The organism is Pseudomonas sp. GR 6-02 (assembly GCF_001655615.1).
Taxonomy (GTDB): Bacteria; Pseudomonadota; Gammaproteobacteria; order Pseudomonadales; family Pseudomonadaceae; genus Aquipseudomonas.
Window position 1 is genome coordinate 1767787 of the sequence record NZ_CP011567.1, and the last position, 24595, is coordinate 1792381.

Genomic DNA, 24595 nt, shown 5'->3' on the forward strand with positions numbered 1-24595 from the left:
CTGCACTGCAATCTGCTGAACCTATGATCGGTCGCCTGGTGGTGGTCGGTCTGGGGTTGATCGGCGGTTCGTTTGCCAAAGGCCTGCGTGAAAGCGGTCTGTGCCGCGAAGTGGTCGGGGTCGATCTCGACCCGCAGTCGCGCAAGCTGGCGGTCGAGTTGGGTGTGGTGGATCGCTGCGAAGAAGACCTGGTGGCGGCTTGCCAGGGCGCGGACGTGATTCAGTTGGCGGTGCCGATCCTGGCCATGGAGAAACTGCTCGCGCTGTTGGCGGGCATGGATCTGGGGCAGGCGATCCTGACTGACGTCGGCAGTGCCAAGGGCAATGTGGTGCGCGCGGCGACCGAGGCGTTTGGCGGTATGCCGGCGCGTTTCGTGCCAGGGCATCCGATTGCCGGTTCCGAGCAGAGCGGGGTGGAAGCCTCCAATGCTGACCTGTTCCGTCGCCATAAAGTGATTCTGACGCCGCTGGATCAGACCGATCCGGCCGCGCTGGCGGTGGTCGACCGGTTGTGGCGCGAATTGGGCGCCGACGTCGAGCACATGCAAGTCGAGCGTCATGACGAAGTGTTGGCGGCGACCAGCCATTTGCCGCACTTGCTGGCGTTCGGTTTGGTCGATTCATTGGCCAAACGCAATGAAAATCTTGAGATCTTCCGTTACGCTGCGGGCGGTTTCCGCGATTTCACAAGAATCGCCGGTAGCGACCCGGTCATGTGGCACGACATCTTCCTCGCCAACCGCGAAGCTGTCCTGCGCACACTCGATACATTTCGCAGCGACCTCGACGCCTTGCGCGACGCGGTCGATGCAGGGGATGGGCACCAATTGTTGGGCGTGTTCACTCGCGCCCGGGTTGCCCGCGAGCATTTCAGTAAAATCCTGGCCCGCCGGGCCTATGTGGACGCTATGAATTCCAACGATCTGATTTTCCTGGCACAACCTGGTGGCCGCCTGACTGGGCGGATTCGTGTACCGGGCGACAAATCGATTTCCCACCGCTCGATCATGCTCGGTTCCCTGGCCGAAGGCGTCACTGAAGTGGAAGGTTTCCTCGAGGGCGAAGACGCCCTGGCGACCCTGCAAGCTTTCCGCGACATGGGTGTCGTCATCGAAGGTCCGCACCATGGTCGCGTGACCATTCACGGCGTCGGCCTGCATGGCCTGAAGCCTGCGCCGGGCCCGATCTATCTGGGTAACTCCGGCACTTCGATGCGTCTGCTGTCTGGCCTGCTGGCTGCGCAGAACTTCGACAGTACCCTGACCGGCGACGCTTCGTTGTCCAAGCGTCCGATGAATCGCGTGGCCAATCCGCTACGTGAAATGGGCGCTGTGATCGAGACCGCCGCTGACGGTCGTCCACCGATGACCATTCGTGGCGGCAACAAGCTCAAGGGCCTGACTTACACCATGCCGATGGCCAGTGCCCAGGTTAAATCCTGCCTGCTGCTGGCGGGTCTGTATGCCGAAGGCAAGACCACGGTCACCGAGCCGGCACCGACTCGCGACCACACTGAGCGCATGTTGCGCGGCTTCGGCTACCCGGTGACCGTTAACGGGGCGACCGCCTCGGTCGAGTCCGGCCACAAGCTGACCGCGACCCACATTGAGGTGCCGGGCGATATCTCGTCGTCGGCGTTCTTCCTGGTGGCGGCGTCGATTGCCGAAGGTTCGGAGCTGGTGCTCGAACACGTCGGCATCAACCCGACCCGTACCGGCGTAATCGACATCCTGCGTCTGATGGGCGCTGACATCACTCTGGAAAACCAGCGTGAAGTCGGTGGCGAGCCGGTAGCCGACCTGCGCGTACGGGCAGCTAAACTCAAAGGTATCGAGATTCCCGAAGCGCTGGTGCCACTGGCTATCGACGAGTTTCCGGTGCTGTTCGTGGCGGCTGCATGTGCCGAAGGTCGCACTGTGCTGCGTGGTGCCGAAGAGCTGCGCGTGAAGGAATCGGACCGGATCCAGGTCATGGCGGACGGTCTGCTGGCGCTGGGCGTCAAGTGCGAGCCCACTCCGGACGGCCTCATCATCGACGGCGGCCAGATCGGCGGCGGCGAAGTGCACGGTCACGGCGACCACCGGATTGCCATGGCCTTCAGCGTGGCTTCACTGCGCGCCACTGCGCCGATCCGCATCCATGATTGCGCCAACGTCGCGACCTCGTTCCCGAACTTCCTCGCGCTGTGCGCGCAGGTCGGTATCCGTGTTGCACAAGAGGCTCAGTCGTGATCAGCATTGCACCGGTCATCACTATTGATGGGCCAAGCGGCTCTGGCAAAGGTACTGTCGCCGGGATTCTGGCCAAGCGCCTGGGCTGGAACCTGCTGGATTCCGGTGCACTTTATCGATTGCTGGCTTTCGCCGCGCATAACCATGGCGTCGACCTGACCAATGAGGAATTGCTCAAGAAGCTCGCCGCTCATCTGGATGTGCAGTTCATCGCAGCGACCGACGGTCAGTTGCAGCGCATTATTCTGGAAGGTGATGAAGTCAGCGATGTGATCCGTACCGAGAGTGTCGGCTCGGGTGCCTCGCAGGTCGCCGCGTTGCCTGCGGTTCGCGAGGCGTTGCTGCAGCGTCAGCGGGCTTTTCAGGAGGCGCCGGGTCTGGTGGCCGATGGTCGCGACATGGGTACGGTGGTATTTCCCGACGCGCCCTTGAAGATTTTCCTCACTGCCAGTGCCGAAGAGCGTGCGCGCCGACGTTACTTGCAGTTGAAGGGCAAAGTCGATGGTGTTAGTCTGTCGAGTCTGCTAGATGAGATACGTGCGCGCGATGAGCGTGACACCCAGCGAGCGGTAGCCCCGCTCAAACCGGCGGCTGACGCCATACAGCTGGATTCCACGGAATTATCCATCGACCAGGTGCTGGAACGCATCATGAGCGAGATCGCCATTCGCGATATCGCCGGGTGACCAAGAGGGCCGCAGGGGACCAGTCATAGTCCTGCGGAGCTTCTTTTAAATGAAACTAACCCACATCGTCTGGGATGTGGAGATGGGCGTATTCTTCGCCCTTATCAACAGGAATTAAAATGAGCGAAAGCTTTGCGGAACTCTTTGAAGAAAGCCTAAAAACCCTGAACCTTCAGGCAGGCTCCATCATCACCGGTGTTATCGTTGATATCGATTACCAAGCTCGCTGGGTAACCGTTCACGCTGGCCTGAAGTCTGAAGCACTCATCCCGCTTGAGCAGTTCTACAACGACGCTGGCGAACTGAACATCAACGTCGGTGACGAAGTTCACGTTGCTCTGGACTCGGTTGAAGACGGCTTTGGTGAAACCAAGCTGTCCCGTGAAAAAGCCAAGCGCGCTGAATGCTGGATTGTTCTGGAAGCAGCCTTCGCAGCCGAAGAAGTGGTCAAGGGCGTTATCAACGGTAAGGTTAAAGGCGGCTTCACTGTCGACGTTAACGGCATCCGTGCGTTCCTGCCAGGTTCTCTGGTTGACGTCCGTCCAGTGCGCGACACCACGCACCTGGAAGGCAAAGAGCTGGAATTCAAGGTCATCAAGCTCGACCAGAAACGCAACAACGTTGTCGTTTCCCGTCGCAGCGTCCTCGAAGCCGAGAACTCCGCCGAGCGTGAAGCTCTGCTGGAATCCCTGCAGGAAGGCCAACAAGTCAAAGGTATCGTCAAGAACCTCACCGATTACGGCGCATTCGTCGATCTGGGTGGCGTCGATGGCCTGCTGCACATTACCGACATGGCTTGGAAGCGTATCAAGCATCCTTCCGAAATCGTCAACGTTGGCGACGAGATCGATGTCAAGGTTCTGAAGTACGATCGCGAGCGCAATCGTGTTTCCCTGGGCCTCAAGCAACTGGGCGAAGATCCATGGGTTGCTATCAAAGCCCGTTACCCAGAAAGCACTCGCGTTACCGCTCGTGTAACCAACCTGACCGACTACGGCTGCTTCGCTGAGCTGGAAGAAGGCGTTGAAGGTCTGGTGCACGTTTCCGAAATGGACTGGACCAACAAGAACATCCACCCTTCGAAAGTCGTACAAGTCGGCGACGAAGTGGAAGTTATGGTTCTGGACATCGACGAAGAGCGTCGTCGTATCTCCCTCGGCATCAAGCAGTGCAAATCTAACCCATGGGAAGATTTCTCTGGCCAGTTCAACAAGGGCGATAAAATCTCCGGCACCATCAAGTCGATCACCGATTTCGGTATCTTCATTGGTCTGGACGGCGGCATCGACGGTCTGGTTCACCTGTCCGACATCTCCTGGAACGAAGTGGGCGAAGAAGCCGTACGCCGCTTCAAGAAAGGCGACGAGCTGGACACCGTTATCCTGTCGGTTGACCCAGAGCGCGAGCGCATCTCCCTGGGTATCAAGCAACTGGAAAGCGATCCGTTCTCCGAGTACGTTCAAGAGAACGACAAAGGCGCCATCGTTAAAGGCATCGTGAAAGAAGTTGACGCTAAAGGCGCCATCATCACTCTGGCCGACGATATCGAAGCGACTCTGAAAGCCTCCGAAATCAGCCGTGACCGCGTTGAAGACGCGCGTAACGTTCTGAAAGAAGGCCAGGAAGTAGAAGCCAAGATCATCAGCGTTGATCGCAAGAGCCGCGTAATCCAGCTCTCCATCAAGTCGAAAGATGATGCTGAAGAGAAAGAAGCAATCCAGAGCTTGAAAGACAAGCCTGCTGCTGACATCGCTGCTGGTCCTACCACTCTGGGCGACCTGTTGCGTGCACAAATGGAAAAACAGAACTGAGTTCTGTCAGACCATAGAAAAAGGGCGACTTCGGTCGCCCTTTTTTGTGTCTGCGATTTGGTGAATCCCAGACGTGCTGACGCTGCAATATTTCTTTCGTGAAACCAATGATCTACATAAGTTGTCTGTAACTTCATACAGGTCAATCGTCTATTCAAGGCTAGGCTTAGTCTGAAGTGAACGACCGCCGGGTTGCGTATCCGGCATAAGGAAGTGAATGAATAAGCTCATTGTCGTGATAGCAGTAATGACATTGGCAGGTTGTACCACCAGCGCCAAGACTCATGTGGTGCGCGGCGTCAGTGGTATAGAGGTCGATTGTTCGGGATTGGGCTCAGGATGGGAGAGGTGTCACAAGCGAGCGGCCAAGGAGTGTAAAGGGGCAGGTTATAAAGTCATCGTAAGGTCTGATGACGCCAAGGAGGAAGATATATTCCCTTTCGGTTTCAATCCCGCAGGCTATCTGACACGCACCATGCTGGTTATCTGCAGGTGAGTGTGTGGGTTCGATCAGAGTTCCGGTGCCTTGAAATCGGGCATCTCGCTGCTGGGGACGATATGTCAACACTCGGGCTGTTCAAATTACTCGGGGCATGCTAAAACCTTTGAAGCGCTGATCTAGCTGCTTGAAAAAGAAGGGAAAAATATGACGAAGTCGGAGTTGATCGAACGAATTGTCACCCATCAAGGGCTACTCTCATCTAAAGATGTGGAGCTGGCCATCAAGACCATGCTTGAGCAAATGTCCCAATGTCTGGCCACTGGTGATCGAATCGAGATCCGTGGTTTTGGCAGCTTTTCACTGCACTATCGCGCGCCGCGCGTGGGGCGTAATCCAAAAACCGGTCAGTCCGTCAGCCTTGACGGCAAGTTCGTTCCACATTTCAAGCCAGGCAAAGAACTGCGTGATCGTGTGAACGAGGATGAGGAGGAAGGGCTTTGACGGCTGTTGCACTCCAGGGAGCCGCTGATGCGTAACTTCAAGCGCGTACTCCTCGCTGTATTTGTCCTGTTGCTTGTTCTGGCGATCCTGGCGTTCGTTCTTGAGAATCAGCAGGCCATGTCACTGCTGTTCCTGGGGTGGGCGAGCCCGCAGTTGCCAGTGTCGTTGATCATGGTGATTACGTTGCTGATCGGTATGGTGATAGGGCCGGTTCTCGGCTGGTTTCTGGGGCGTACGTCCAGAGCCTCACGCAAGCGCCTTGTCTGATTGCGACAAACCCATGGTGAGCATCGGATTTGCATCACAGCTTGTCTATATCCATTAGTAAAACCTTCATTTAGCTGTAAAATGCTGCGCTTATCCGATAGTGGCATATTCCCACATCGGTTCAGACTGACTCTGTCAGAAGCCTCAGCGAATTTGATGGCTTTTGCATTCATGGATTCGACAGTGCTCGGTTGGCGGCCCTGTCAGCAACTCAAGGGTATGGTTTCGCGTGAAAATTCTAGTTACCGGCGGCGCCGGGTTTATTGGCTCGGCGGTCATCCGTCATATCATCTCCAACACCACTGACGCTGTCGTTAACGTCGATAAGCTGACTTATGCCGGCAATCTTGAGTCCTTGGCCGAAGTCAGCGAAGACCCGCGCTATGCGTTCGAGCGCGTCGATATCTGTGACCGCGATCAAATTGACCGTGTCCTGCGTGAACACCAGCCGGATGCCATCATGCACCTGGCCGCAGAGTCCCACGTTGATCGCTCGATCTCCGGCCCGTCCGAATTCATCCAGACCAACATTATTGGCACTTACACCCTGCTTGAAGCTGCGCGCCACTACTGGGCGGCGCTGGATGACGCGCGTAAAGCCAGCTTCCGCTTCCACCACATTTCGACTGACGAAGTTTACGGAGACCTTGAAGGTCCGGAAGACCTCTTCACCGAAACAACGCCATATCAGCCAAGTTCGCCTTACTCCGCGAGCAAGGCCAGTTCCGATCACCTGGTTCGCGCCTGGAGCCGTACTTATGGCTTGCCGACCCTGGTCACCAACTGCTCGAACAACTACGGTCCTTGCCACTTCCCTGAGAAGTTGATCCCGCTGATCATTCTCAACGCGCTGGAAGGCAAGCCGCTGCCGGTCTACGGCAAAGGCAATCAGGTCCGTGACTGGCTCTACGTCGAAGACCACGCCCGCGCACTCTACAAAGTCGTGACCGAAGGTGTTATCGGCGAGACCTACAACATCGGCGGCCATAACGAGAAACAAAACATCGAAGTGGTGCATACCCTTTGTGCACTGCTCGACGAGCTGCGTCCAGACTCCGCTCATCGTCCACACGCCAGCCTGATCACCTACGTTCAGGATCGCCCGGGCCACGACCAGCGTTACGCGATCGACGCCAGCAAGATCCAGTGTGAGCTGGGTTGGACGCCGGAAGAGACTTTTGAAACCGGCATCCGCAAAACCGTCGAGTGGTATCTGAACAACGCTGAGTGGGTCGCTCACGTGAAGAGCGGCAGCTACCAGCAATGGATCGACCAGAACTACACGGACCGTTCGGACAAGGCATGAAAATCCTCCTGTTGGGAAAAAACGGTCAAGTGGGCTGGGAGCTGCAACGCTCCCTGGCGCCTCTTGGTGAACTGATCGCATTGGATCGTCACCCGGTTGATGGTTTGAGCGGTGACCTGTCTGATCTCGATGCGTTGCGCACGACGATTCGTCAGGTCAAACCAGACGTCATCGTCAACGCAGCGGCCTACACGGCGGTCGATAAAGCTGAGTCCGAGACAGAGTTGGCCGACCGCGTGAACGGTCAGGCGAGTCAGGTCATGGCTGAAGAGGTGGCATCTCTAGGGGCGTGGCTGATTCACTACTCGACCGATTACGTGTTCAGCGGTGAAGGCCTGACGCCATGGCAAGAGACAGATGCTGTCGCGCCGGTGAATCACTACGGTGCCAGCAAACTTGCCGGCGAGCAGGCGATTATCGCCTCCGGCTGCAAGCACCTGATCTTCCGCACCAGTTGGGTCTATGGCGCACGCGGCAACAACTTCGCCAAGACTATGTTGCGCCTGGCCAAGGATCGCGAAACCCTGAGCGTCATCGCCGACCAGATCGGCGCCCCTACCGGCGCAGACCTGATCGCCGACGTGACGGCGCTGGCTATTCAGCAAGTCTTGCAGCGTCCTGAGCTGGCGGGTCTGTATCATCTGGCGGCCGCTGGCGAAGTGTCCTGGCACGGCTATGCCAGCCATGTGATTGGTTTTGCCAAGGCCAACGGTGAAGAGCTTGCTGTCACGGCAATCAATCCGATCGACACGACCGCTTATCCAACACCGGCACGCCGCCCTCTGAATTCCCGGTTGAACACTCAGAAGCTGCGCGAAAATTTTTCTCTACACTTGCCGGATTGGCAAAGTGGTGTCACCCGAATGCTTATGGAAGTCCTGAATAAATGACCACGACAAATCGTAAAGGCATCATCCTCGCTGGCGGCTCGGGCACTCGTCTGCACCCGCTGACCCTCGGCGTATCCAAGCAAATGCTGCCAATCTACGACAAGCCGATGATCTTCTATCCGCTGTCGGTGTTGATGCTCGCCGGTATGCGCGAAGTCCTGATTATCTCCACGCCTGAAGACCTGCCATGTTTCCAGAAGTTGTTGGGTGACGGCAGCCTGTACGGCATCAAGCTGACTTATGCCGAGCAACCTAGCCCGGATGGTCTGGCTCAGGCTTTCATCATCGGCGAAGAATTCATTGGCAAGGATCCTTGCTGCCTGATCCTGGGCGACAACATCTTTTACGGTCAACACTTCTCGGACAACCTGCGTTCGGCTAGCACTCAAGAACGCGGCGCGACTGTATTCGGCTATCACGTGTCGGATCCAGAGCGTTTTGGTGTCGTCGAGTTCGACGCTGCCGGCCGTGCCTTGAGCATCGAAGAGAAGCCGCTGAAGCCAAAATCCAGCTACGCGGTGACTGGCCTGTACTTCTACGACAACCAGGTTGTCGAGATCGCCAAGAACATCAAGCCATCCGAGCGTGGCGAGTTGGAAATCACCGACGTTAACCGCGCCTACCTCGAGCAAAACACCCTCAATGTAGAAATGCTCGGACGCGGTTTTGCCTGGCTGGACACGGGGACTCACGACTCGTTGCTCGAGGCCAGTCACTTCGTGCACACGATCGAGCAGCGTCAAGGCTTGAAAGTGGCCTGCCTGGAGGAGATCGCCTACAACAACGGTTGGATTACCGCTGAACAGTTGGGCGCTCAGGCCGATAGGCTGAAGAAGACTGGCTATGGTCAGTACCTGCAAAAACTGCTGGATTTGGATTCCCTCTGAGTCGAGAGGGTTTACTTTCAAACCTAGCGTTTAATCCGAGCAAGCAGGAATAGCATGCCAGTAAAACATCCCAAGGTTGCAGTTTTGCTGGCTGCGTACAACGGAATGCAGTGGATTGAGGAGCAATTGGTCTCGATTCTCGGCCAGTTATCGGTCGACGTTACCCTGCACATTAGCATCGACCCCTCTACTGACGGCACCGAGGCGTGGTGCAGAGCTTATGCGGCTGAGCATCCAGCAGTTGTAGTGCTTCCGGATGCCAATCGCTTCGGCGGAGCATCGCGCAACTTCTTTCGGCTGATCCGGGACGTTGACTTCGATGGCTACGACTTCGTCGCCTTTGCCGACCAGGACGACATCTGGTATCCCGATAAGCTGCACAGAGCAACCCAGGCGTTGCAGGCACGAGGAGTGGATGCCTACTCCAGTAACGTGACGGCGTTCTGGCCAAATGGCAGAACCCTGCTGCTGGACAAGGCGCAACCTCAGGTCGCCTGGGATTTTTTGTTCGAGGCAGCCGGGCCTGGCTGCACCTATGTCTTTAGAAAAAGCCTGATAGAAGCCTTGAAAGGCTCGATGCTCGCCAACTGGCAGCAACTGCAAGGTGTAACTTTGCATGACTGGTATTTCTACGCCTTTGCGCGCAGTCATGGTTACCGTTGGTATATCGACCCGTTACCCAGCATGGATTACCGGCAGCACGAGCGTAATCAGGTGGGTGCCAACACAGGCCTGAGTCCGTTGATCGCTCGTTACAAAACCATTCATGACGGTTGGTGGTTCGGTCAGGTTCACCTGATTGCAGATCTGGTGGGGCAGGGGGCGAAGCCCTTTAAAGGCGTCTTGTTGCAATTACGGCGTACGGAACTGATGAAACTGTCCTTCAGTGCCTGGCAATGCAGGCGCCGGGTGCGGGACAAGATTTTTTTCTTTTTTATCTGTTGGTTCACCGCATTGATGGGAAACAAAGCTCAATGACAGCCCCAAAGGTATTGGTCACGGGGGCAGGCGGTTTCGTGGGTGAGGCGCTGGTTTTCAGGATGTTGGTGGACAAACAGTTCGCTCCGATCGCGGCCGCTCGCAGTCTCACCCGGTTGCAGGGTTTATGCCCGGTTGTACCCTTTGATCTGAATGATCCTGAAGCCTTGCCTGAGTTGAAGGAAGTCAGTGCGGTCGTCCACGCGGCGGCCAGAGTTCATGTGATGAACGAAATCGCTTCTGATGCCTTGGCCGAGTTTCGCAAGGTTAATGTGGAGGGCACTCTTCGGTTGGCAAAGCGCGCCGCTGAATCGGGAGTCAAACGCTTCATCTTCATCAGTTCGATCAAGGTCAATGGCGAAAGCACCCAGCCAGGCAAGCCGTTCAAGGCTGATGATACACCGGCCCCGGCGGATCCTTATGGCGTGTCCAAGCACGAGGCTGAACAAGGCCTGAGAAAACTTGCTCGCGAAACCGGAATGGAAGTGGTGATTATTCGCCCGCCATTGATCTATGGGGCGGGTGTTAAAGCCAATTTTCTGAGTATGCTGCGCTGGCTGAACAAAGGTATTCCGTTACCGTTGGGAGCGGTTCGGAACCAGCGTAGCCTTGTGGCGATCGGAAACCTGGTGGACCTTGTAATCACCTGTATCGATCATCCTGCCGCAGCGAACCAAACCTTTCTGGTCAGTGATGGCCAGGACTTGTCCACAACTGAAATACTACGTCGCCTGGGCAATGCGCTCGGGACGAAGGCCTGGCTCTTGCCACTGCCAAAGTGGTTGCTGGTAATGGCAGCTTCGGCATTGAGAAAGCAATCCGTTGCTCAACGGATCTGCGGGTCATTGCAGGTCGACATCAGCAAAAATCGTGAATTATTGGGGTGGACCCCCCCCATCAACATGGATGAAGCCATGCGCCAAACCGCAGGTCACTATCTGGACGCGCAGACGAAATGACTTTTTTGTGGCTGCTACTAGCAGTATTCGTTGTTTCCTGGGGGCTGACGTTTGTTTTACGTCGTTATGCTTTGGCCAATAGCTTGATGGATACACCAAACGAGCGCAGCTCTCACTCTGTGCCTACTCCTCGGGGTGGAGGTGTAGCTATTGTTGTCTCCTTTCTGTTGGCGCTTCTGATCCTTCGGGGGCTTGATTTGATGAGCCTGGCGACGCTCGTCGGTTTACTGGGGGGCGGCTTGTTGGTCGCGCTTATCGGTTTTGCCGATGATCACGGGCATATCGCCGCAAGGTGGCGCCTATTAGGCCATTTTGCAGCCTCGATATGGGCGTTATATTGGCTGGGAGGCTCTCCTGGCGTCACGCTCTTTGGAGTCACCCTTGATCCAGGGTGGATTGGGAATATTTTGTTTGTGCTGTATTTGGTCTGGATGCTGAATCTTTACAACTTCATGGATGGCATTGACGGCCTGGCCAGTGCTGAAGCGATCAGCGTCTGCCTCGGAATGTTGCTGGTCTATTGGTTTAGCGCAAACCTCGAACTGGCCTGGGGGCCTCTGGCTCTGGTAGCTGCGGTCGCGGGCTTTCTCTGTTGGAACTATCCGCCGGCGAAAATTTTCATGGGAGACGCAGGCAGCGGTTTTTTGGGGATTGTATTAGCAGGGATGTCGATTGAGGCAGCCTCCAAGTCGCCCGAGTTGCTCTGGAGCTGGTTGATCATGCTTGGCGTTTTCATTGTTGATGCGACGTGGACCCTGATGCGCAGGCTTTTACGAGGTGAAAAGGTATATGAAGCCCATCGCAGTCATGGTTATCAATATGCCTCTCGCAAGCACCGTAGCCATAAAGCAGTAACGCTGGCATCGATCACTATCAATTTTGTATGGCTCATGCCGTTATCGATTGCTGTAGCAAGTGGCTGGATTTCCGGATTTTTTGGTATGGTCGTAGCTTATGCGCCACTGCTGTTTATCGCTCGTACCTACAAAGCAGGAGAGTCGGAGCAAGTAGTGTAATTAAAAAGCGTCAAAAACACATATCAACACGGGTTTGCATGGTCGCCTCTCTTATAGAGCATCTAGGGATGTACCTGCCGCTGATGTTGTGATATTTGCAGGTCGCTAAGTTGCATTGGTTAGGGAGTTCGATTTGATGAGTGGTTTATTCAGTATGGTTGCTTCAAAAATCTGGCAAGTCATAACGCGTTTTTCACGAGGGCTGCGCTCTTTTTTGGCTAAGTCTAAAGCGTTTATTCGGCCCTTTTACCAAAAGTTTCCTTTCCTTGTGTGGATTCGTGTTCGTATACATTTGTTTTTCAAGCGTTTGCGCGAAAATATAATGTTAGTGATTAATTCGCGGAATAATACCAAGGCTATCCAGGCTATATTGAATCGTCGTTTCTCACGGTTCCAGAGCTCGTCGATCGCTCAGGCGCAACCAGTTATTGATGTGTCGGTGGTGACGTTCAATAGTGGCAAGTGGATTGATGGTTTTTTTGAATCGTTAAGAGCGCAAAATTACCCGCTCAGCAAATTGAATATGTTCTTTGTTGATAACGGGTCTTCGGACAGCACCCTCGAAGCATTGCAGCGTTGGCAGACATTGCTTGGTCAGGAAGTGGCTGGTTTCGACATTATGGAAGGCGACAATGTCGGGTTTGGTGCCGGGCATGAAAAGGCAATCCGTAAAGGACGCTCTGAATATTTTCTTGTTAGTAATGTGGATATCGTTTTTGCCAAAGACTCTATAACCAAAGTGGTGGCTGCTGCTCTGGCTGATGCCAAGGCTGAGGTGGCATCCTGGGAGTTGAGGCAGGCACCTTATGAACACCCTAAATATTATGATCCGGTAACGTTGGAAACCAACTGGTCGTCCCATGCTTGCGTACTTGTAAGAAGGTCGGCTTACGTTGAGGTCGGTGGATACGAGCGCGAGATCTTCATGTATGGCGAAGACGTCGAGCTTTCCTATCGCTTCAGGTCCTATGGATACCAACTCAAGTATTGCCCATCCGCCGTCGTCTATCATTATACCTATGAGCATGAGCATCATATAAAACCGATTCAGTATACCGGCAGCACGCTGGCCAATGCTTATATCAGGCTGCGCTATGGGAATTTGAGCGATAGAGTGGGTGGCTTTATCTTGCAATGCCTGCTTTTGCTCCGTCCAGAACCCTATGCTGGCGCCCGTCGCGATGTGTTCAGAAACTTCGGTGTGATATTCAAGAAGGCTCGGTATTTTATGCGGGGCAAGGGACCGAGTGAAAACTGCTATTTCCCTTTCAGGGGCTTTGATTATGAAATGATCAGGGATGGGGCGTTCTGGGAGGTGGGCGAATCATTGGCTGATTACCCTCTTGTTACTGTGGTTACTCGAACTTACAAGAATCGAGGAGAGTTTCTCAGACAGTCCATGATGTCTGTGTGTAATCAGACGTACCCGAATATCGAGTTGATAGTCGTTGAGGATGGCGGTTCTACGATGAGCTCGGTTGTGTCTGATTTTGAATTTCCGGAGGGAATGAGTGTTAGTTACTACTCCCTCGATAAAGTCGGTCGTTCGGTGACCGGTAATTATGGTTTGGAAAAGGCTGCCGGAAAATATTGCATGTTTCTCGATGATGATGATTTGCTTTTCGCGGATCATGTCGAGGTGCTTGTTGGTGCGTTGGCGAAAAATGCTGACGCGGTAGCGGCCTACTCATTGGCGCTGGAAGTCGGTACTGTTGCCAGTGGCGTGGAAGGGCAATATTTTGAGGTTAGCCATGCGGTACCTCCGATTCTCAAGCAAGAATATGACTATGAGGTTCTGCTGGATCACAACTATATAGCTATCCAGTCTCTCCTTTTTCAAAAGAATCTCTTCTTGCAACGAGGCGGATTTCAAACCGATATGAGCAGTCTCGAAGACTGGAATCTTTGGTTGCGGTATGGTTATGGCAATAAGTTTGTTTATGTGCCAAAAACCACGTCTTTGTTTAGAACTCCAGGTGACCCCACTGTACGGGTAGAGCGGCATATGCAGTTGCATGACGCATATTATATTGCCAAGAATCACGCGCTGAAAACGTGTAAGAGTTATACCTGAGTTCGTGCTTTAGCGGTTTGTGGTATCGAGTTTTTGAATTGAGTCATTCCGAGTGAGTGACTCTTTTTTTGTATTTTTCTACTGATGTAGCTCTGGCTCGTTAGTCGAAGTGGTTGGTTTTGTATACGATTTGTTGACTCTTTATTGGTTTTTTGCTCCTCAATATTCTGGTTTTTTTTCAGATGGACGGCGGCAGCCCTTTAAAGTAATCAAATCTGGCTGTTTCGGGAGGGGGCGCAGGTCTGGGCCGGGATGGTTTCGAGCGGTGCCCATCCTCTGTCCCGTCAACGATTCAGTCCGCTGTGTGTCTGCCTGGGGTTGACGTGTTTTTCGCTCTTGGCGGTAGGGGGGAACCTTTTTTGTTGGGGGCTGCAGCTAGACCATAGGTAAGGAACCCGGTATTTCTGAGCTATTTTGAATGTTAAGACCAAAAAATGTTATAAATCAGTTTTGGATGGTTTCGCGCTTGTTTGCTCCGGGTCAGTGACCGCGTTTGAGGTTCACTCGGCCCAAGGGGGCTAACGTCGTCGACGTAAAGTCGTCGTGGAACCAGGGAGTGGTCATTTGCAAGTGTTACCCTTTTATGTAGGGCTATGGTTGTAGCCGTCTTACAGGGTGTTCGTATTAGTGCAGATAATTTACTCGTTTGGAAGTGCGTTGCTGAGAGTCAGCATGCCCATAGGATTTTTTGACGCATATGCTAAATATTAGTGATTTGTCATCAGTGGACAAACAAAAAGTCTTCGACTATCTCAAGTGGAACAGTTTCCGTTCCGAGAAGTACAAGGTTTTATACGTTAGTACCCCAAAAGTTGCGAGTACTTCCCTGAAGTGGTGGTTTGCGTCACTGGAAGGTTGCTCGCAGGCCTTGCGCGGCGTCGGTGAGGCTGCGGGAAGCAATTCTGATCAAGTTGTTCACGAGATTCACAAGGTTGCGCCCCATGTCAGCGGGCTGGAAATAGACGACCTTTTGGAACCGCTTCTTGCTGATACATATTTTCGATTTGCCGCCGTACGAAATCCTTATAAGCGCATCTTCTCCGCATGGCAGTCGAAAATACTGTTACAAGATCCGGAGCAGGTCGCATCGTATCCAAAGTTTGAGTTATTACAGCAGCCGGTAAAAAGCGTAGCGGATGTTGCTTCGGCTTTTGAGGCGTTTCTGGAGTATCTCGCAAGTAATAGCGCATCTTCACCTGAAAAAGATTTTTGGGCGCCTCAAGCCACGCTATTGCGTCCGGATTTGATCAATTATTCCTTGTTGGTCAAAATTGAAAACTCCTCTGAACTCCATAAAGCATTATCGGAGCACTTCGGTGAGCAGGCCGCCGATCCTTTCGCAGAGCCTTCGCAAAGTGAAAATGTCATTCCCTTCCTTCCTGCTTTTATAACGGAACGAAGTGCGAGTTTGATTAAAGAGTTGTATGCCGAAGATTTTGATGTCTTCGAATATGATAGGCAAGTACCAGAACGTACAGAAGCGTTTTCGGTAGAGCAGTTGGATCTTGCGTTTGACGCGGCCAGGCTGATTCGGGAAAGTCGTCAACAAATAGGTGCGCGCTCCCTTCAGATTCAGGACTTGACCCAACAGATCGAGGATTTGAATCAGCGAATTGCCTCATTGAACCCGACTCTGTTCGAGCGTGAATCGCAGTTAAAAGAGCTCATGGGTTCTTTGGTTAAACGTGACCGGCATATCGCCAGTCTTGAGCAATCTGTGGGTGTGCTCAATAGGCAGTTAGTCGATCTCAAAGCCGTTTTGGTTGATTACGAAAAAGAGAATGTCAGTCTGAAGGCTGATCTGCTCAAGACGCAGCAGGAACTCCAGGCATTACTCTCTTCGCATTCCTGGCGTTTAATGTCGTCTGTGCGCATGGTTTCAGGGTTTGTGCGAGAGTCCGTCCATAACGTTAGAACGCTGACATGGAGTAAAGTTGTCGACTCGTTAAGGCGTCGTCGAGAGCTTTATAACGAAAATACTCTTCGTGAGATTCAGGAAAGCGGGTTGTTTGATCCGGATTATTACCTGGCCAATAATGCAGAAGTGCGTGCAAAAGGCACTGATCCACTCAAGCACTACATGCTCAAGGGCTGGATAGAAAATCGCAATCCTTGCGCCGCTTTCAGTCCTTCGGATTATCTGTTGGCCAACCCTGATGTTGCCGAGGCTCAGGTTCATCCGCTGCTTCACTACATTCAATGCGGACAGCTCGAAGGTCGCCCAATCAGATTGCCAGTTCGCATTTGCGAAATGACGGCGGTCAAGCGTCGACCCGTCGGGCGCAATGCGGTTTTCAATCCGTATGGTGAATATACACCGATACCGGTTCTCAAGGCTGTGCTCGAGGCACAGATCGAAGCCGTCAAAAAGTCAGGATTGTTCGACGAGAAGTACTACCTTGCGATGTACAGCGATGTGCCAGAGGTCTCGGTCGATCCGCTCAGGCACTACTGTGAACAGGGCTGGCGCGAAGGTAAAAATCCTTCCATGGACTTTGATACGCGCGCCTATCTCGCACTTTACAAAGACATTCAACACATTGGTCTCAACCCGCTTTGGCATTACATTGTCACTGGCGCGGCGGAGCATAGAATAGCGGTACCGGATGCACTCATTAATCACGAAAACGACATCCGTTTTGGTGAGGTTAACAGCGACATCAAGTTGCTCGCGTTCTATGTATCGCCTGACTGGGAGGCGTTGCGTAGTGCCAGATTCGCTGCCAAAGGCAATTCGCAGCGACCACGTCCTGACAAGATGCTTGGGTTGTATGATCCGTTGGATGGGCGTGTGCTCACCCAGCAGGTACTCAGTGCCAAGAGCCATGGCTTTTTTGGCTTTTGCTTTAAACTGAGCGCGGATTCGGTTGTGCAAGCGTCGCCACAGCCTCTGGACATTTTTCTTGCCCACACAGAAATCGACTTTAATTTCTGCGTTCAAATAGATTTGCATCTGGAAGGCCTGGCGAACAACTTGATTACGCCTGTTGTTGCAGTTCTAGCTGATAAGCGATGTGTGCGGGTTGATGAGCGTCCCGTCATCGTGGTTAAACTCAATGAGTACGACGAAGACATCGTTGATTCAATTCGCAAGCTACGTGAGCGATTGAATGAACTGTGTGACGGGGTGTACCTGATTGCTCAGTTTGGTTTTGCGGGTTCGGAAGAGTTGGCGCAGGACCTGGATGGTTTGTGTGACGCCGTGCTTGATCTTTCTGCAGATCCTGTACCGGGCGAAACTGGCGTATTTACACCGCAAAACAAGAATGGAATAGATACCGTTCCGTATAACCTTGTTGCTTCGCAAGGGATCGTACGAGCGCAGAAAACACATCTTCGTACTACTCCGGTTTTCCACGCTATTTCATTGGGGCGTGATGAAACTGCGCTTAAGCAATATTCTCCTCTTGTGTATTCGCGCTTTCACATTCGTGACTATGGACGTTGGCTTGACGCGGCGATCAGGGGCGCGAGAAAGGCGCTCCCCGAGGATCGCCGTCTACTGTTCGTGAATGCCTGGAACAATTGGCAGGAAGGACTTTTCCTTGAGCCAGACAGTATCACCGGTTTTGGTCGGTTGAACGAAACAACACGCGCTTTGCTGGATATTGATTCCAGTATCGTTATGCCAAAAGTTTCGGTAATTGTTCCAAACTATAATCATGAGAGCTACCTTGCTCGTCGGCTGGATAGTATTTATGGGCAGACTTACAAGAATATAGAAGTTATCCTGATGGATGACTGTTCGACTGATGATAGCCGTTCGGTGTTAACTGGTTATGCGGAAAAGTACCCTGATATAACGCGCTTGTTGTTCAATGAGACGAATTCGGGTGGCGTTTTTCATCAGTGGGCTAAGGGGATCAAGGCGGCCAAAGGTGATCTGGTATGGGTCGCTGAAAGCGATGATTACTGTGATGAGCGTTTCCTGGAGGCGCTTGTTAGTTGTTTTGATGATGAAGCGGTCATGCTTGCGTACTCGAAATGTGAGTTCGTAACGACCGACGAAGTTGTGATGCCGGACCAGTTCCTTAACTATGTAAGTGATCTGGAGTGTGCGAATAAATGGGCGGGTTCCTATGTAAGCACAGCGCATAACGAAGTGCGCTCGGCGTTGGGTATTAAAAACACAATACCTAATGCCAGTGGCGTGCTTTTCAAGCGTCCCGTTGATATGCCACTGTTGGATGATCAGTCGTGGTTATCAATGAAGGTTGCCGGTGACTGGGTCTTCTATTTGCACATCATGCGTGGCGGAAAGATTGCTTACTCCACTGAGGGTACAAACTATTTCCGTCGACATTATGCAAGTACTGCCAACACCACTTATCGCAAAGAGGTCTTTTATCGCGAGCTCGGGGTGGCGAACAGAACGGTCCAGTCCCTCTACAATGTTCCGATGTCGGTGCTTGAGGCTTGTGAGGAATCCAGCAAGAAGCTGTATGACCACTATGTCGGGGGCTCCGCAGAAGAGTTTCTACGTTGGTACGACCATGATTCGATTGTTCGTGCAAGGGCTGACCGACTGCCGAACGTGATGGTTTCCACCATCGGCTTCTATCCGGGCGGTGCCGAAATTCTTCCGATTCGACTGGCAAACGAGTTTAAACGCCAAGGTATTTCCGTCTCCTTGTTTAGCGCCGGGATACCAAAACGCGAAGATGGTGTTCGCAAGATGCTGAGAAACGACGTGCCGGTGATCGAGACGTCGAATATCGAATCAGTGAAAGAGATCATTCATGATTTCGGAATTGAAGCACTTAATAGCCACCAGTGGTACGTTCAGAAGTATCCGGTCGATGTCCCGGATGTTTTTTCCGAGCTTGGCGCCCATGTGGCTGCTCTGCACGGGATGATTGAACATGGCAATGGAGTGACTGATGAACAGTTGCGCATTGCTGACAAAGGTGTCAGTACATGGGTCTACACCGCTGAGAAAAATCTTGTTCCTTTCTCGGACATCTCACTGTACGACAAGTCTTCTCCCCGTTTTGTCAAGGTTCCTAACGGGTTGCAGCCGCCGGAAATCGTTCCAATCTCGCGCGTGCAGATGGGTATACCGGAAGATGCTTTTGTATTGTGTTGTGTCAGTCGGGCAATTCCCGATAAAGGCTGGGGCGAAGCTATCCAGGCGGTAGAACTTGCGCGATCACTTTCCGGTCGGGACATCCGTATTATATTGGTCGGTAATGGCCTGGTGTACGATGAATACTGTCAAGCAGGTGCGCCGGACTTCGTTTACCTGGCTGGCTTTAGTGATAACTCCGTAGGCCATTATGCTGCCGCGGACATGGGCATCATGTTATCGACCTTCAGGTCAGAGAGTTTCCCTCTGACCATTGTCGATTGTCTGTTCGCCGGCAAGCCATACATTGCCACAGACGTAGGCGACATCAAAAACATGTTGACGATAGAGAGCGGCGTTGCCGGGGAGATTATCGGGTTGGAAGATTGGGTCGTCCCAATCGAGAGTGCGGCCCGCGTGATTGCAGCGTTCGCGACAGATGAACGGAAATACAAGGAAGCCGTCGGCCTGGTGAAAGACGTTTCCAGTCGATATCGAATTGACGCCGTTGCCTCTCAATATCTTCGTTTGTTCGAGCGTGACATTCAGCAGCGCAGGGCGGAGTCGGCGAAGGCCGAAAGCGCTGGCCTGACTGTCCAAGACCTGTAGCCGGGGAGTTGCTGTAAGCAGGACAGCTAGCGTTAAGGGGAGGGCTCACAGGGCAGGTCCGGCTGATTACCAGGCCTGCGCTGAGAGCAAGACGGGCGTCTCCGGCAATTTGGTAAGCCGCCTCTCTTGACGTATCATTAGCCGTCACAGTGTGTTCCGTTAAACAATAAAGTGTAGGTCGTTGCAATGGTTGCCAAGGATGGGGCAGGTCACGCCCGCCTTGTCTGCTGCTGCACAAGGCGGCAGTTTCAACCATATCAAGCGCTGGAGGGCAACGTTGAATAATTCCGAGAACACTTCCCCTAATCCCGTTAAGCGGTCCCTGGTTTTGGGGGGGCGTGGTTTCATAGGCACCCACTTGATAGACGCATTGCTCGATCAGGGCCATTTTGTGCGCTGTTTCGATCGTCCCAATGTGGCGCCGTTGGGTGAATCCCACTTCAATCATCCTAATTTCGAGCTTTGCGAAGGAGACTTCACCAGCGAGGCCGAAGTCGCCAAGGCTTTGGAAGGTTGCGATGTTTGCTATCACCTGGTGTCTACGACCCTCCCCAAGTCTTCAAATGCGGATCCCGTCTTCGATGTGGAGAGCAATGTCGTTGCGACCATCCGCCTGCTAAACCTCGCGGTGAAGTCCGGGCTGAGGAAGATTGTTTTTATCTCCTCAGGTGGCACGGTGTATGGAGACCCTACGCAAGTACCTATTCCAGAAACCCATGCTACTGACCCGGCCTGTTCCTATGGAATTGCCAAGTTGGCGATCGAGAAGTATTTGGCGCTTTTCCATCGCTTATACGGCCTTGATTATACTGTTCTACGTCTTGCAAACCCCTTTGGTGAGGGGCAGCGCACCTATGCTAGCCAAGGCGCGGTTGCCGTATTCCTTGGCAAAGTCCTGCGTGGCGAGACGGTTGAGATTTGGGGCGATGGCACGGTTGTACGTGACTACATTCATGTCTCTGATGTGGTGAAAGCGTTGTTAGCATCGTCAGCGCAATCCGGTGAAGAGCATGTGTTCAATATCGGTTCAGGGCGCGGACATAGTCTCAATGAGGTTCTTGACGCGATCGAGAGGGTCACGGGGCGAAATGCCAGTCGTGAGTACTTGTCGGGTCGAGGATTTGATGTGCCTGTCAGTGTCCTGGATATCGAGCGCGCCAAACAGTCTTTGGGGTGGGCCCCTTTCGTGAGTTTCGATGAGGGGTTGGAGCGCTTTGCTGCTTGGTTATTGGATAATCCGGAATAAGCACGTTGATTTAACGATGTAAGCACTGCATAAGCCCGCTTCTTGGAAGGTGAGCTTATGGGGTGGTTACGATCTCTGGGAAGGCTTCAAAAGCGGGGGGGCATAAGGCGTCAAATCGATCTGTAAAGGGTTGCCATCCGGCCGGGTTGTGACGAAAGAAATGCCCTTCTAGAATATTACATATAAGAACGCCGATTTGTTAGATATGTTTGCACCCGCGAACATCATCAATCAAATCGGCGTTCTTGTTTCTGTATTTCCTTTCATCCATGAAAGACCAATTGACGCGACTGTAGCTGATTTGTCGGTGATTGGCAGGTGCGTCTTATGGTGTAGAACTCAATGGACTAATTGTTTCTCTTTCAATAGTTTTCGTGTGATGGTGTTAACCTGCTTAACCCACCAGTCATCAAAGCGAGAGAGTGGTACTGCTAATGCAATTGAAGTGGTAGCGGTGACAATAAATACGATAATTAAGCTTTGTGTATTGCTGATTCCGTGATTTGCAAGTTTGATATATACGTAGCTTGATAGTGAGCAGATCACAAGGGTATGGACAAGATAGAGTGGAAAACTGATTTTTCCAATACCCCTTAAAAATTTCCCGTTCAGGTTTTTAAAAACCTTTTGATTGCTCATGGTTGCGAATATTATGCAGGCAGAACCAAGTGTGTGGAGCAAGGTTTGGGTGTGAGCTTTCATAATATCTGGGATGACTGAAGCCCAAGCGTATGATTTTTCCGGGATCATGTATCCGAGCAAGTATAACCCGAAAATAATTAATGCTATGGAAGCGAGGAAGGGGATTTCATTTTTGTTTTTGGTCAGATAAACAGAAAGAAATGTACCGGCAACAAAGGGGAATATGAAGTCGTTATAGAACAGTGCTGATATTGAAATGATTATGAAGGCGTAAGTAAGGTAGCGGTATTCGAGTATTACTGAAATAAAGCATGCAAGCATAAAGACAATCATGCTGCCGTAAAATTCGGGTTTCATAGTCCAAAGGTTTGTATTGTAGCTAGCTACTCCTGTGAAAAAAGTTGTCATTCCTTGTGTTAGAGCTCCCCAGAAGCTCGGTTCAAACCCTGGCGTCCATCCGTAAGCAAATGTCGCAAGCCATGGGCTCAAGCTAAGTTGTGAAGCGTCGTGGAAATAGTAAAAACCAAGCTTGAATAAGCAGTAGCTTGCGACAGTGGTAATCGTTACTGTGGCGGCCAGTCTAGGAAATCTTTTAAGAAATGCCAGAAGCAGTTTTTGTGGGTTTTCATGATTAAAATAGGACCAGCATAAAACAAACCCGGAAAGGGTGAAGAAAAAACCGACAGCTGCTGTGCCGTTAAAAAGAGCAAAATATGGCTGCCCTATTAAACTGTCTTTGTTTCGTGCGTCCCCTAATAATCCAGTTGTATATGGGGAAAACCCTAAAAAAAAATGGTGAACAAGCACAATAAATGCAGCTATTCCCCTATAGGCTTCTAGGGGGAATAGTCTATTGCTTCCAGTTTCCAGTTTTGCTGACATGTCAGGCCTTGAATATTTATCGTTTGATCTATGAGTGCGGGATAATAGGCATATTTATTTGTTTTGGCTAGCCTTGGCCAATAGCTTTGGGGGAGTTGCCCAGCGGTGGCGTCGTCTCTCTCCGCGTTGGGGGAATTTTCACACGGTCGCCGAATTTGTTGACGAGCACGTCAGCGCAGGTAGGTGAATAACGTCACCATAATGACCCGTTCAATCGGAGTTGCGAGGCTATCGATAGTTTTTTTTGGGGGATTGGATGCAGATAAACATTTTCGGTTGTTGCGTCGGGTTACATCATGAGGTGTAGCTGGCAAGAGGCGTTGTTGCTTTGGCTTCTACGCTGCAATGGCTAAGCGGCTACTTTCATAAAAAACCAATGTTCATCCTAACTTGATAAAGTGGTTTTTTATGAGTTCGCCGGTTTATTAGCTTATTGAGGGTTGCAGGCGCGAACGAAAATATTAGTGGCCAAAATAAGCTCGGGTAACTGTTTCGGGGTCCGAGTCCATTTTTATTTTGCCGTGCTCCAGCCAAATGACCCGATTGCATGTATGCAGCACCAGGTCACGGGAGTGGCTGGCTATCACCAAAATGCTGGTGGCTTGGACCAGTTCGTTCATCCGGGCTTCTGCTTTGTGCTTGAAGCCTTCGTCTCCTACCGACAGCCATTCGTCCATGATCAATATTTCAGGTCTGATGGTCGTCGATACCGCAAAGGCCAGGCGCAAGTGCATGCCGGAAGAGTACGTGCGTACCGGCAGGTCAATGAAGTCACCCAGTTCTGAAAACTCAATGATTTCGTCGAGTTTTTCTGCAATATCGCTTTTTGTCATCCCAAGCAGGATGCCGCGCATGAAGATGTTTTCCCTGCCGGATGCCTCCGGGTCTATCCCTAATGAAATATCAATGAGGGAAGCGACTTCGCCGCTGATACTGGCGGTGCCAGCGGAGGGGGCGTATACACCGCTCAGCAGTCTGAGTAATGTGCTTTTGCCAGCGCCGTTATGACCGAGCAATCCAACCCGGTCTCCGTCATTGAGGGAGAAAGTAAGGTCCTCCAGTGCTCTGACGATCACTCGGCCTTGGTCGTTGGCACTGAGTTTGCCGCCTGTAGCGACTTGAATCAGTTGCTTTTTCAGAGAGCGAGAACTTGCGTTGTAGATAGGGAAATCAACGCATGCGTTATGAAATTCAATACAAGCCATAATAGTTTTCTTCTTAGAGCCAATAAGCAATGCGACGTTTATAGAGGCCATAGATGATGATCGCTATGCACCAGCCAAACAGAGCCATGCCCCCGGCCACGCACCAGCTAACAGTGCTCACATCCTGTCCGAGCAAGGGGGCCCTGACGATTTGTATGAGGTGATAGATGGGGTTCAAATCCAGTAAATAAGTGCCGGCTCGTCCTGGTAGCAGGCTTGGAAGCCACATGATTGGCGTCAAGTAAAAGGCAATTTGCAAGGCGCTCGCAATGATCTGCGGGAGATCGCGATATCGAGCGCATAAAAGGCTCAATATCAAGCAGATCCATGCCAGATTGAGAACAAGCAGTGCAAAGCCCGGGACACTCAACAGTGCTCCAAGACCCAATGGCTTCTGAACAGCCAGCAGTACAAGCGGGAAAATGACGATGTTGTGCGCGAGGATCAAAGTATTGCGCCATATTGTGCGTAAAATATGCACGAATAATGGGATGGGGAGTTGTTTGATAATGCTTTCTGCGGCGATGAGGCTGGTGCAGCCCTCTAGCACGCAGGTAGAAATAAAACTCCAGAGAATCATACCTGCTGCAAGAAATGGCAGAAAGTCTTTCATGGGGGAGTTAAATATTTGGCCAAATACGAGGCCAATGGTACCAATCATAACGCCCATGCTGATGGTTAGCCAAAACGGTCCGACAGCAGAGCGTCTATACCGTTGACGTACATCCTGCCATCCGAGCATGCCTACCAGAGAATAGCGCTTTACAGCTGTCGCTATATCTGCCATGGCGGCGGTAATTGAGTTGTTTAGCATTCGAAACACCGGGTTGTCAAAACAGTCAATGATTGTAATCTTGTAGGAGGGGGGAGTGTCACTTTTTCCATCCCGTCTGGTTTC

Annotated in this window: 18 protein-coding genes; 15 read left to right on the forward strand and 3 right to left on the reverse strand. The window is 52.2% G+C overall.

Annotated elements, in window-relative coordinates; genetic code table 11:
* The first annotated feature begins 23 nt into the window (after positions 1–23).
* The 15 genes from PGR6_RS07745 to PGR6_RS07815 all read left to right on the forward strand — a co-directional run bounded on the left by PGR6_RS07745 (position 24) and on the right by PGR6_RS07815 (position 20968).
* The gene (locus tag PGR6_RS07745; protein WP_018929852.1) at positions 24–2231 is read left to right on the forward strand and encodes a bifunctional prephenate dehydrogenase/3-phosphoshikimate 1-carboxyvinyltransferase; all 2208 of its coding nucleotides are present in this window, start codon (positions 24–26) and stop codon (positions 2229–2231) included.
* Positions 2228–2917, forward strand: a complete 690-nt coding sequence (gene cmk / locus PGR6_RS07750) for a (d)CMP kinase (RefSeq protein WP_007939921.1) — start codon at positions 2228–2230, stop codon at positions 2915–2917. Before PGR6_RS07745 ends, cmk begins: the two co-directional genes overlap by 4 nt.
* Positions 2918–3036: 119 nt before the next feature.
* A complete protein-coding gene (gene rpsA, locus PGR6_RS07755; protein WP_018929851.1) occupies positions 3037–4728 on the forward strand; it encodes a 30S ribosomal protein S1 in 1692 nt (563 codons plus the stop codon).
* Positions 4729–4945: 217 nt separating this feature from the next.
* Positions 4946–5224, forward strand: coding sequence for a hypothetical protein (locus tag PGR6_RS07760; RefSeq protein WP_019650498.1), 279 nt, complete (start codon positions 4946–4948; stop codon positions 5222–5224).
* A 150-nt stretch (positions 5225–5374) separates the two neighbouring features.
* Complete coding sequence (ihfB, locus tag PGR6_RS07765) at positions 5375–5671, forward strand: integration host factor subunit beta (protein WP_003369729.1); 297 nt, start codon at positions 5375–5377, stop codon at positions 5669–5671.
* Positions 5672–5698: 27 nt separating this feature from the next.
* Positions 5699–5938, forward strand: coding sequence for a LapA family protein (locus tag PGR6_RS07770; RefSeq protein WP_064616656.1), 240 nt, complete (start codon positions 5699–5701; stop codon positions 5936–5938).
* Positions 5939–6167: 229 nt separating this feature from the next.
* Complete coding sequence (gene rfbB, locus PGR6_RS07775; RefSeq protein ID WP_064616658.1) at positions 6168–7244, forward strand: dTDP-glucose 4,6-dehydratase; 1077 nt, start codon at positions 6168–6170, stop codon at positions 7242–7244.
* On the forward strand, positions 7241–8134 hold the full coding sequence (gene rfbD, locus PGR6_RS07780) for a dTDP-4-dehydrorhamnose reductase (RefSeq protein ID WP_064616660.1): 894 nt from the start codon (positions 7241–7243) through the stop codon (positions 8132–8134). Before rfbB ends, rfbD begins: the two co-directional genes overlap by 4 nt.
* Positions 8131–9021, forward strand: a complete 891-nt coding sequence (gene rfbA / locus PGR6_RS07785; RefSeq protein ID WP_064616662.1) for a glucose-1-phosphate thymidylyltransferase RfbA — start codon at positions 8131–8133, stop codon at positions 9019–9021. Before rfbD ends, rfbA begins: the two co-directional genes overlap by 4 nt.
* A gap of 54 nt (positions 9022–9075) precedes the next feature.
* The gene (locus PGR6_RS07790) at positions 9076–9999 is read left to right on the forward strand and encodes a glycosyltransferase (protein ID WP_064616664.1); all 924 of its coding nucleotides are present in this window, start codon (positions 9076–9078) and stop codon (positions 9997–9999) included.
* A complete protein-coding gene (locus tag PGR6_RS07795; RefSeq protein ID WP_064616666.1) occupies positions 9996–10958 on the forward strand; it encodes a UDP-glucose 4-epimerase family protein in 963 nt (320 codons plus the stop codon). The genes PGR6_RS07790 and PGR6_RS07795 overlap by 4 nt, the downstream gene beginning before the upstream one ends.
* Positions 10955–11974 carry an MraY family glycosyltransferase gene (locus PGR6_RS07800; RefSeq protein WP_064616668.1) on the forward strand — a complete coding sequence of 340 codons (1020 nt, stop codon included), beginning with the start codon at positions 10955–10957 and terminating at the stop codon, positions 11972–11974. Before PGR6_RS07795 ends, PGR6_RS07800 begins: the two co-directional genes overlap by 4 nt.
* Positions 11975–12110: 136 nt before the next feature.
* Positions 12111–14048, forward strand: coding sequence for a glycosyltransferase family 2 protein (locus tag PGR6_RS07805; RefSeq protein ID WP_064616671.1), 1938 nt, complete (start codon positions 12111–12113; stop codon positions 14046–14048).
* Positions 14049–14772: 724 nt separating this feature from the next.
* Positions 14773–19722 (forward strand): glycosyltransferase, encoded by a 4950-nt coding sequence (locus PGR6_RS07810; RefSeq protein WP_177343074.1) that lies wholly within the window; start codon positions 14773–14775, stop codon positions 19720–19722.
* 199 nt (positions 19723–19921) lie between these two features.
* Positions 19922–20968, forward strand: a complete 1047-nt coding sequence (locus tag PGR6_RS07815) for an NAD-dependent epimerase/dehydratase family protein (protein ID WP_225609238.1) — start codon at positions 19922–19924, stop codon at positions 20966–20968.
* A gap of 339 nt (positions 20969–21307) precedes the next feature.
* On the opposite strand, the gene PGR6_RS29185 is transcribed toward PGR6_RS07815, so the two are convergent.
* From PGR6_RS29185 to PGR6_RS07830, 3 genes are all read right to left on the reverse strand, one after another.
* Complete coding sequence (locus PGR6_RS29185) at positions 21308–22492, reverse strand: acyltransferase family protein (protein WP_082920831.1); 1185 nt, start codon at positions 22490–22492, stop codon at positions 21308–21310.
* A gap of 461 nt (positions 22493–22953) precedes the next feature.
* On the reverse strand, positions 22954–23697 hold the full coding sequence (locus tag PGR6_RS07825) for an ABC transporter ATP-binding protein (RefSeq protein WP_064616677.1): 744 nt from the start codon (positions 23695–23697) through the stop codon (positions 22954–22956).
* A 13-nt stretch (positions 23698–23710) separates the two neighbouring features.
* Entirely contained in the window at positions 23711–24511 is an 801-nt protein-coding gene (locus tag PGR6_RS07830) for an ABC transporter permease (protein ID WP_064616679.1), read from the reverse strand.
* Positions 24512–24595: the final 84 nt, after the last annotated feature.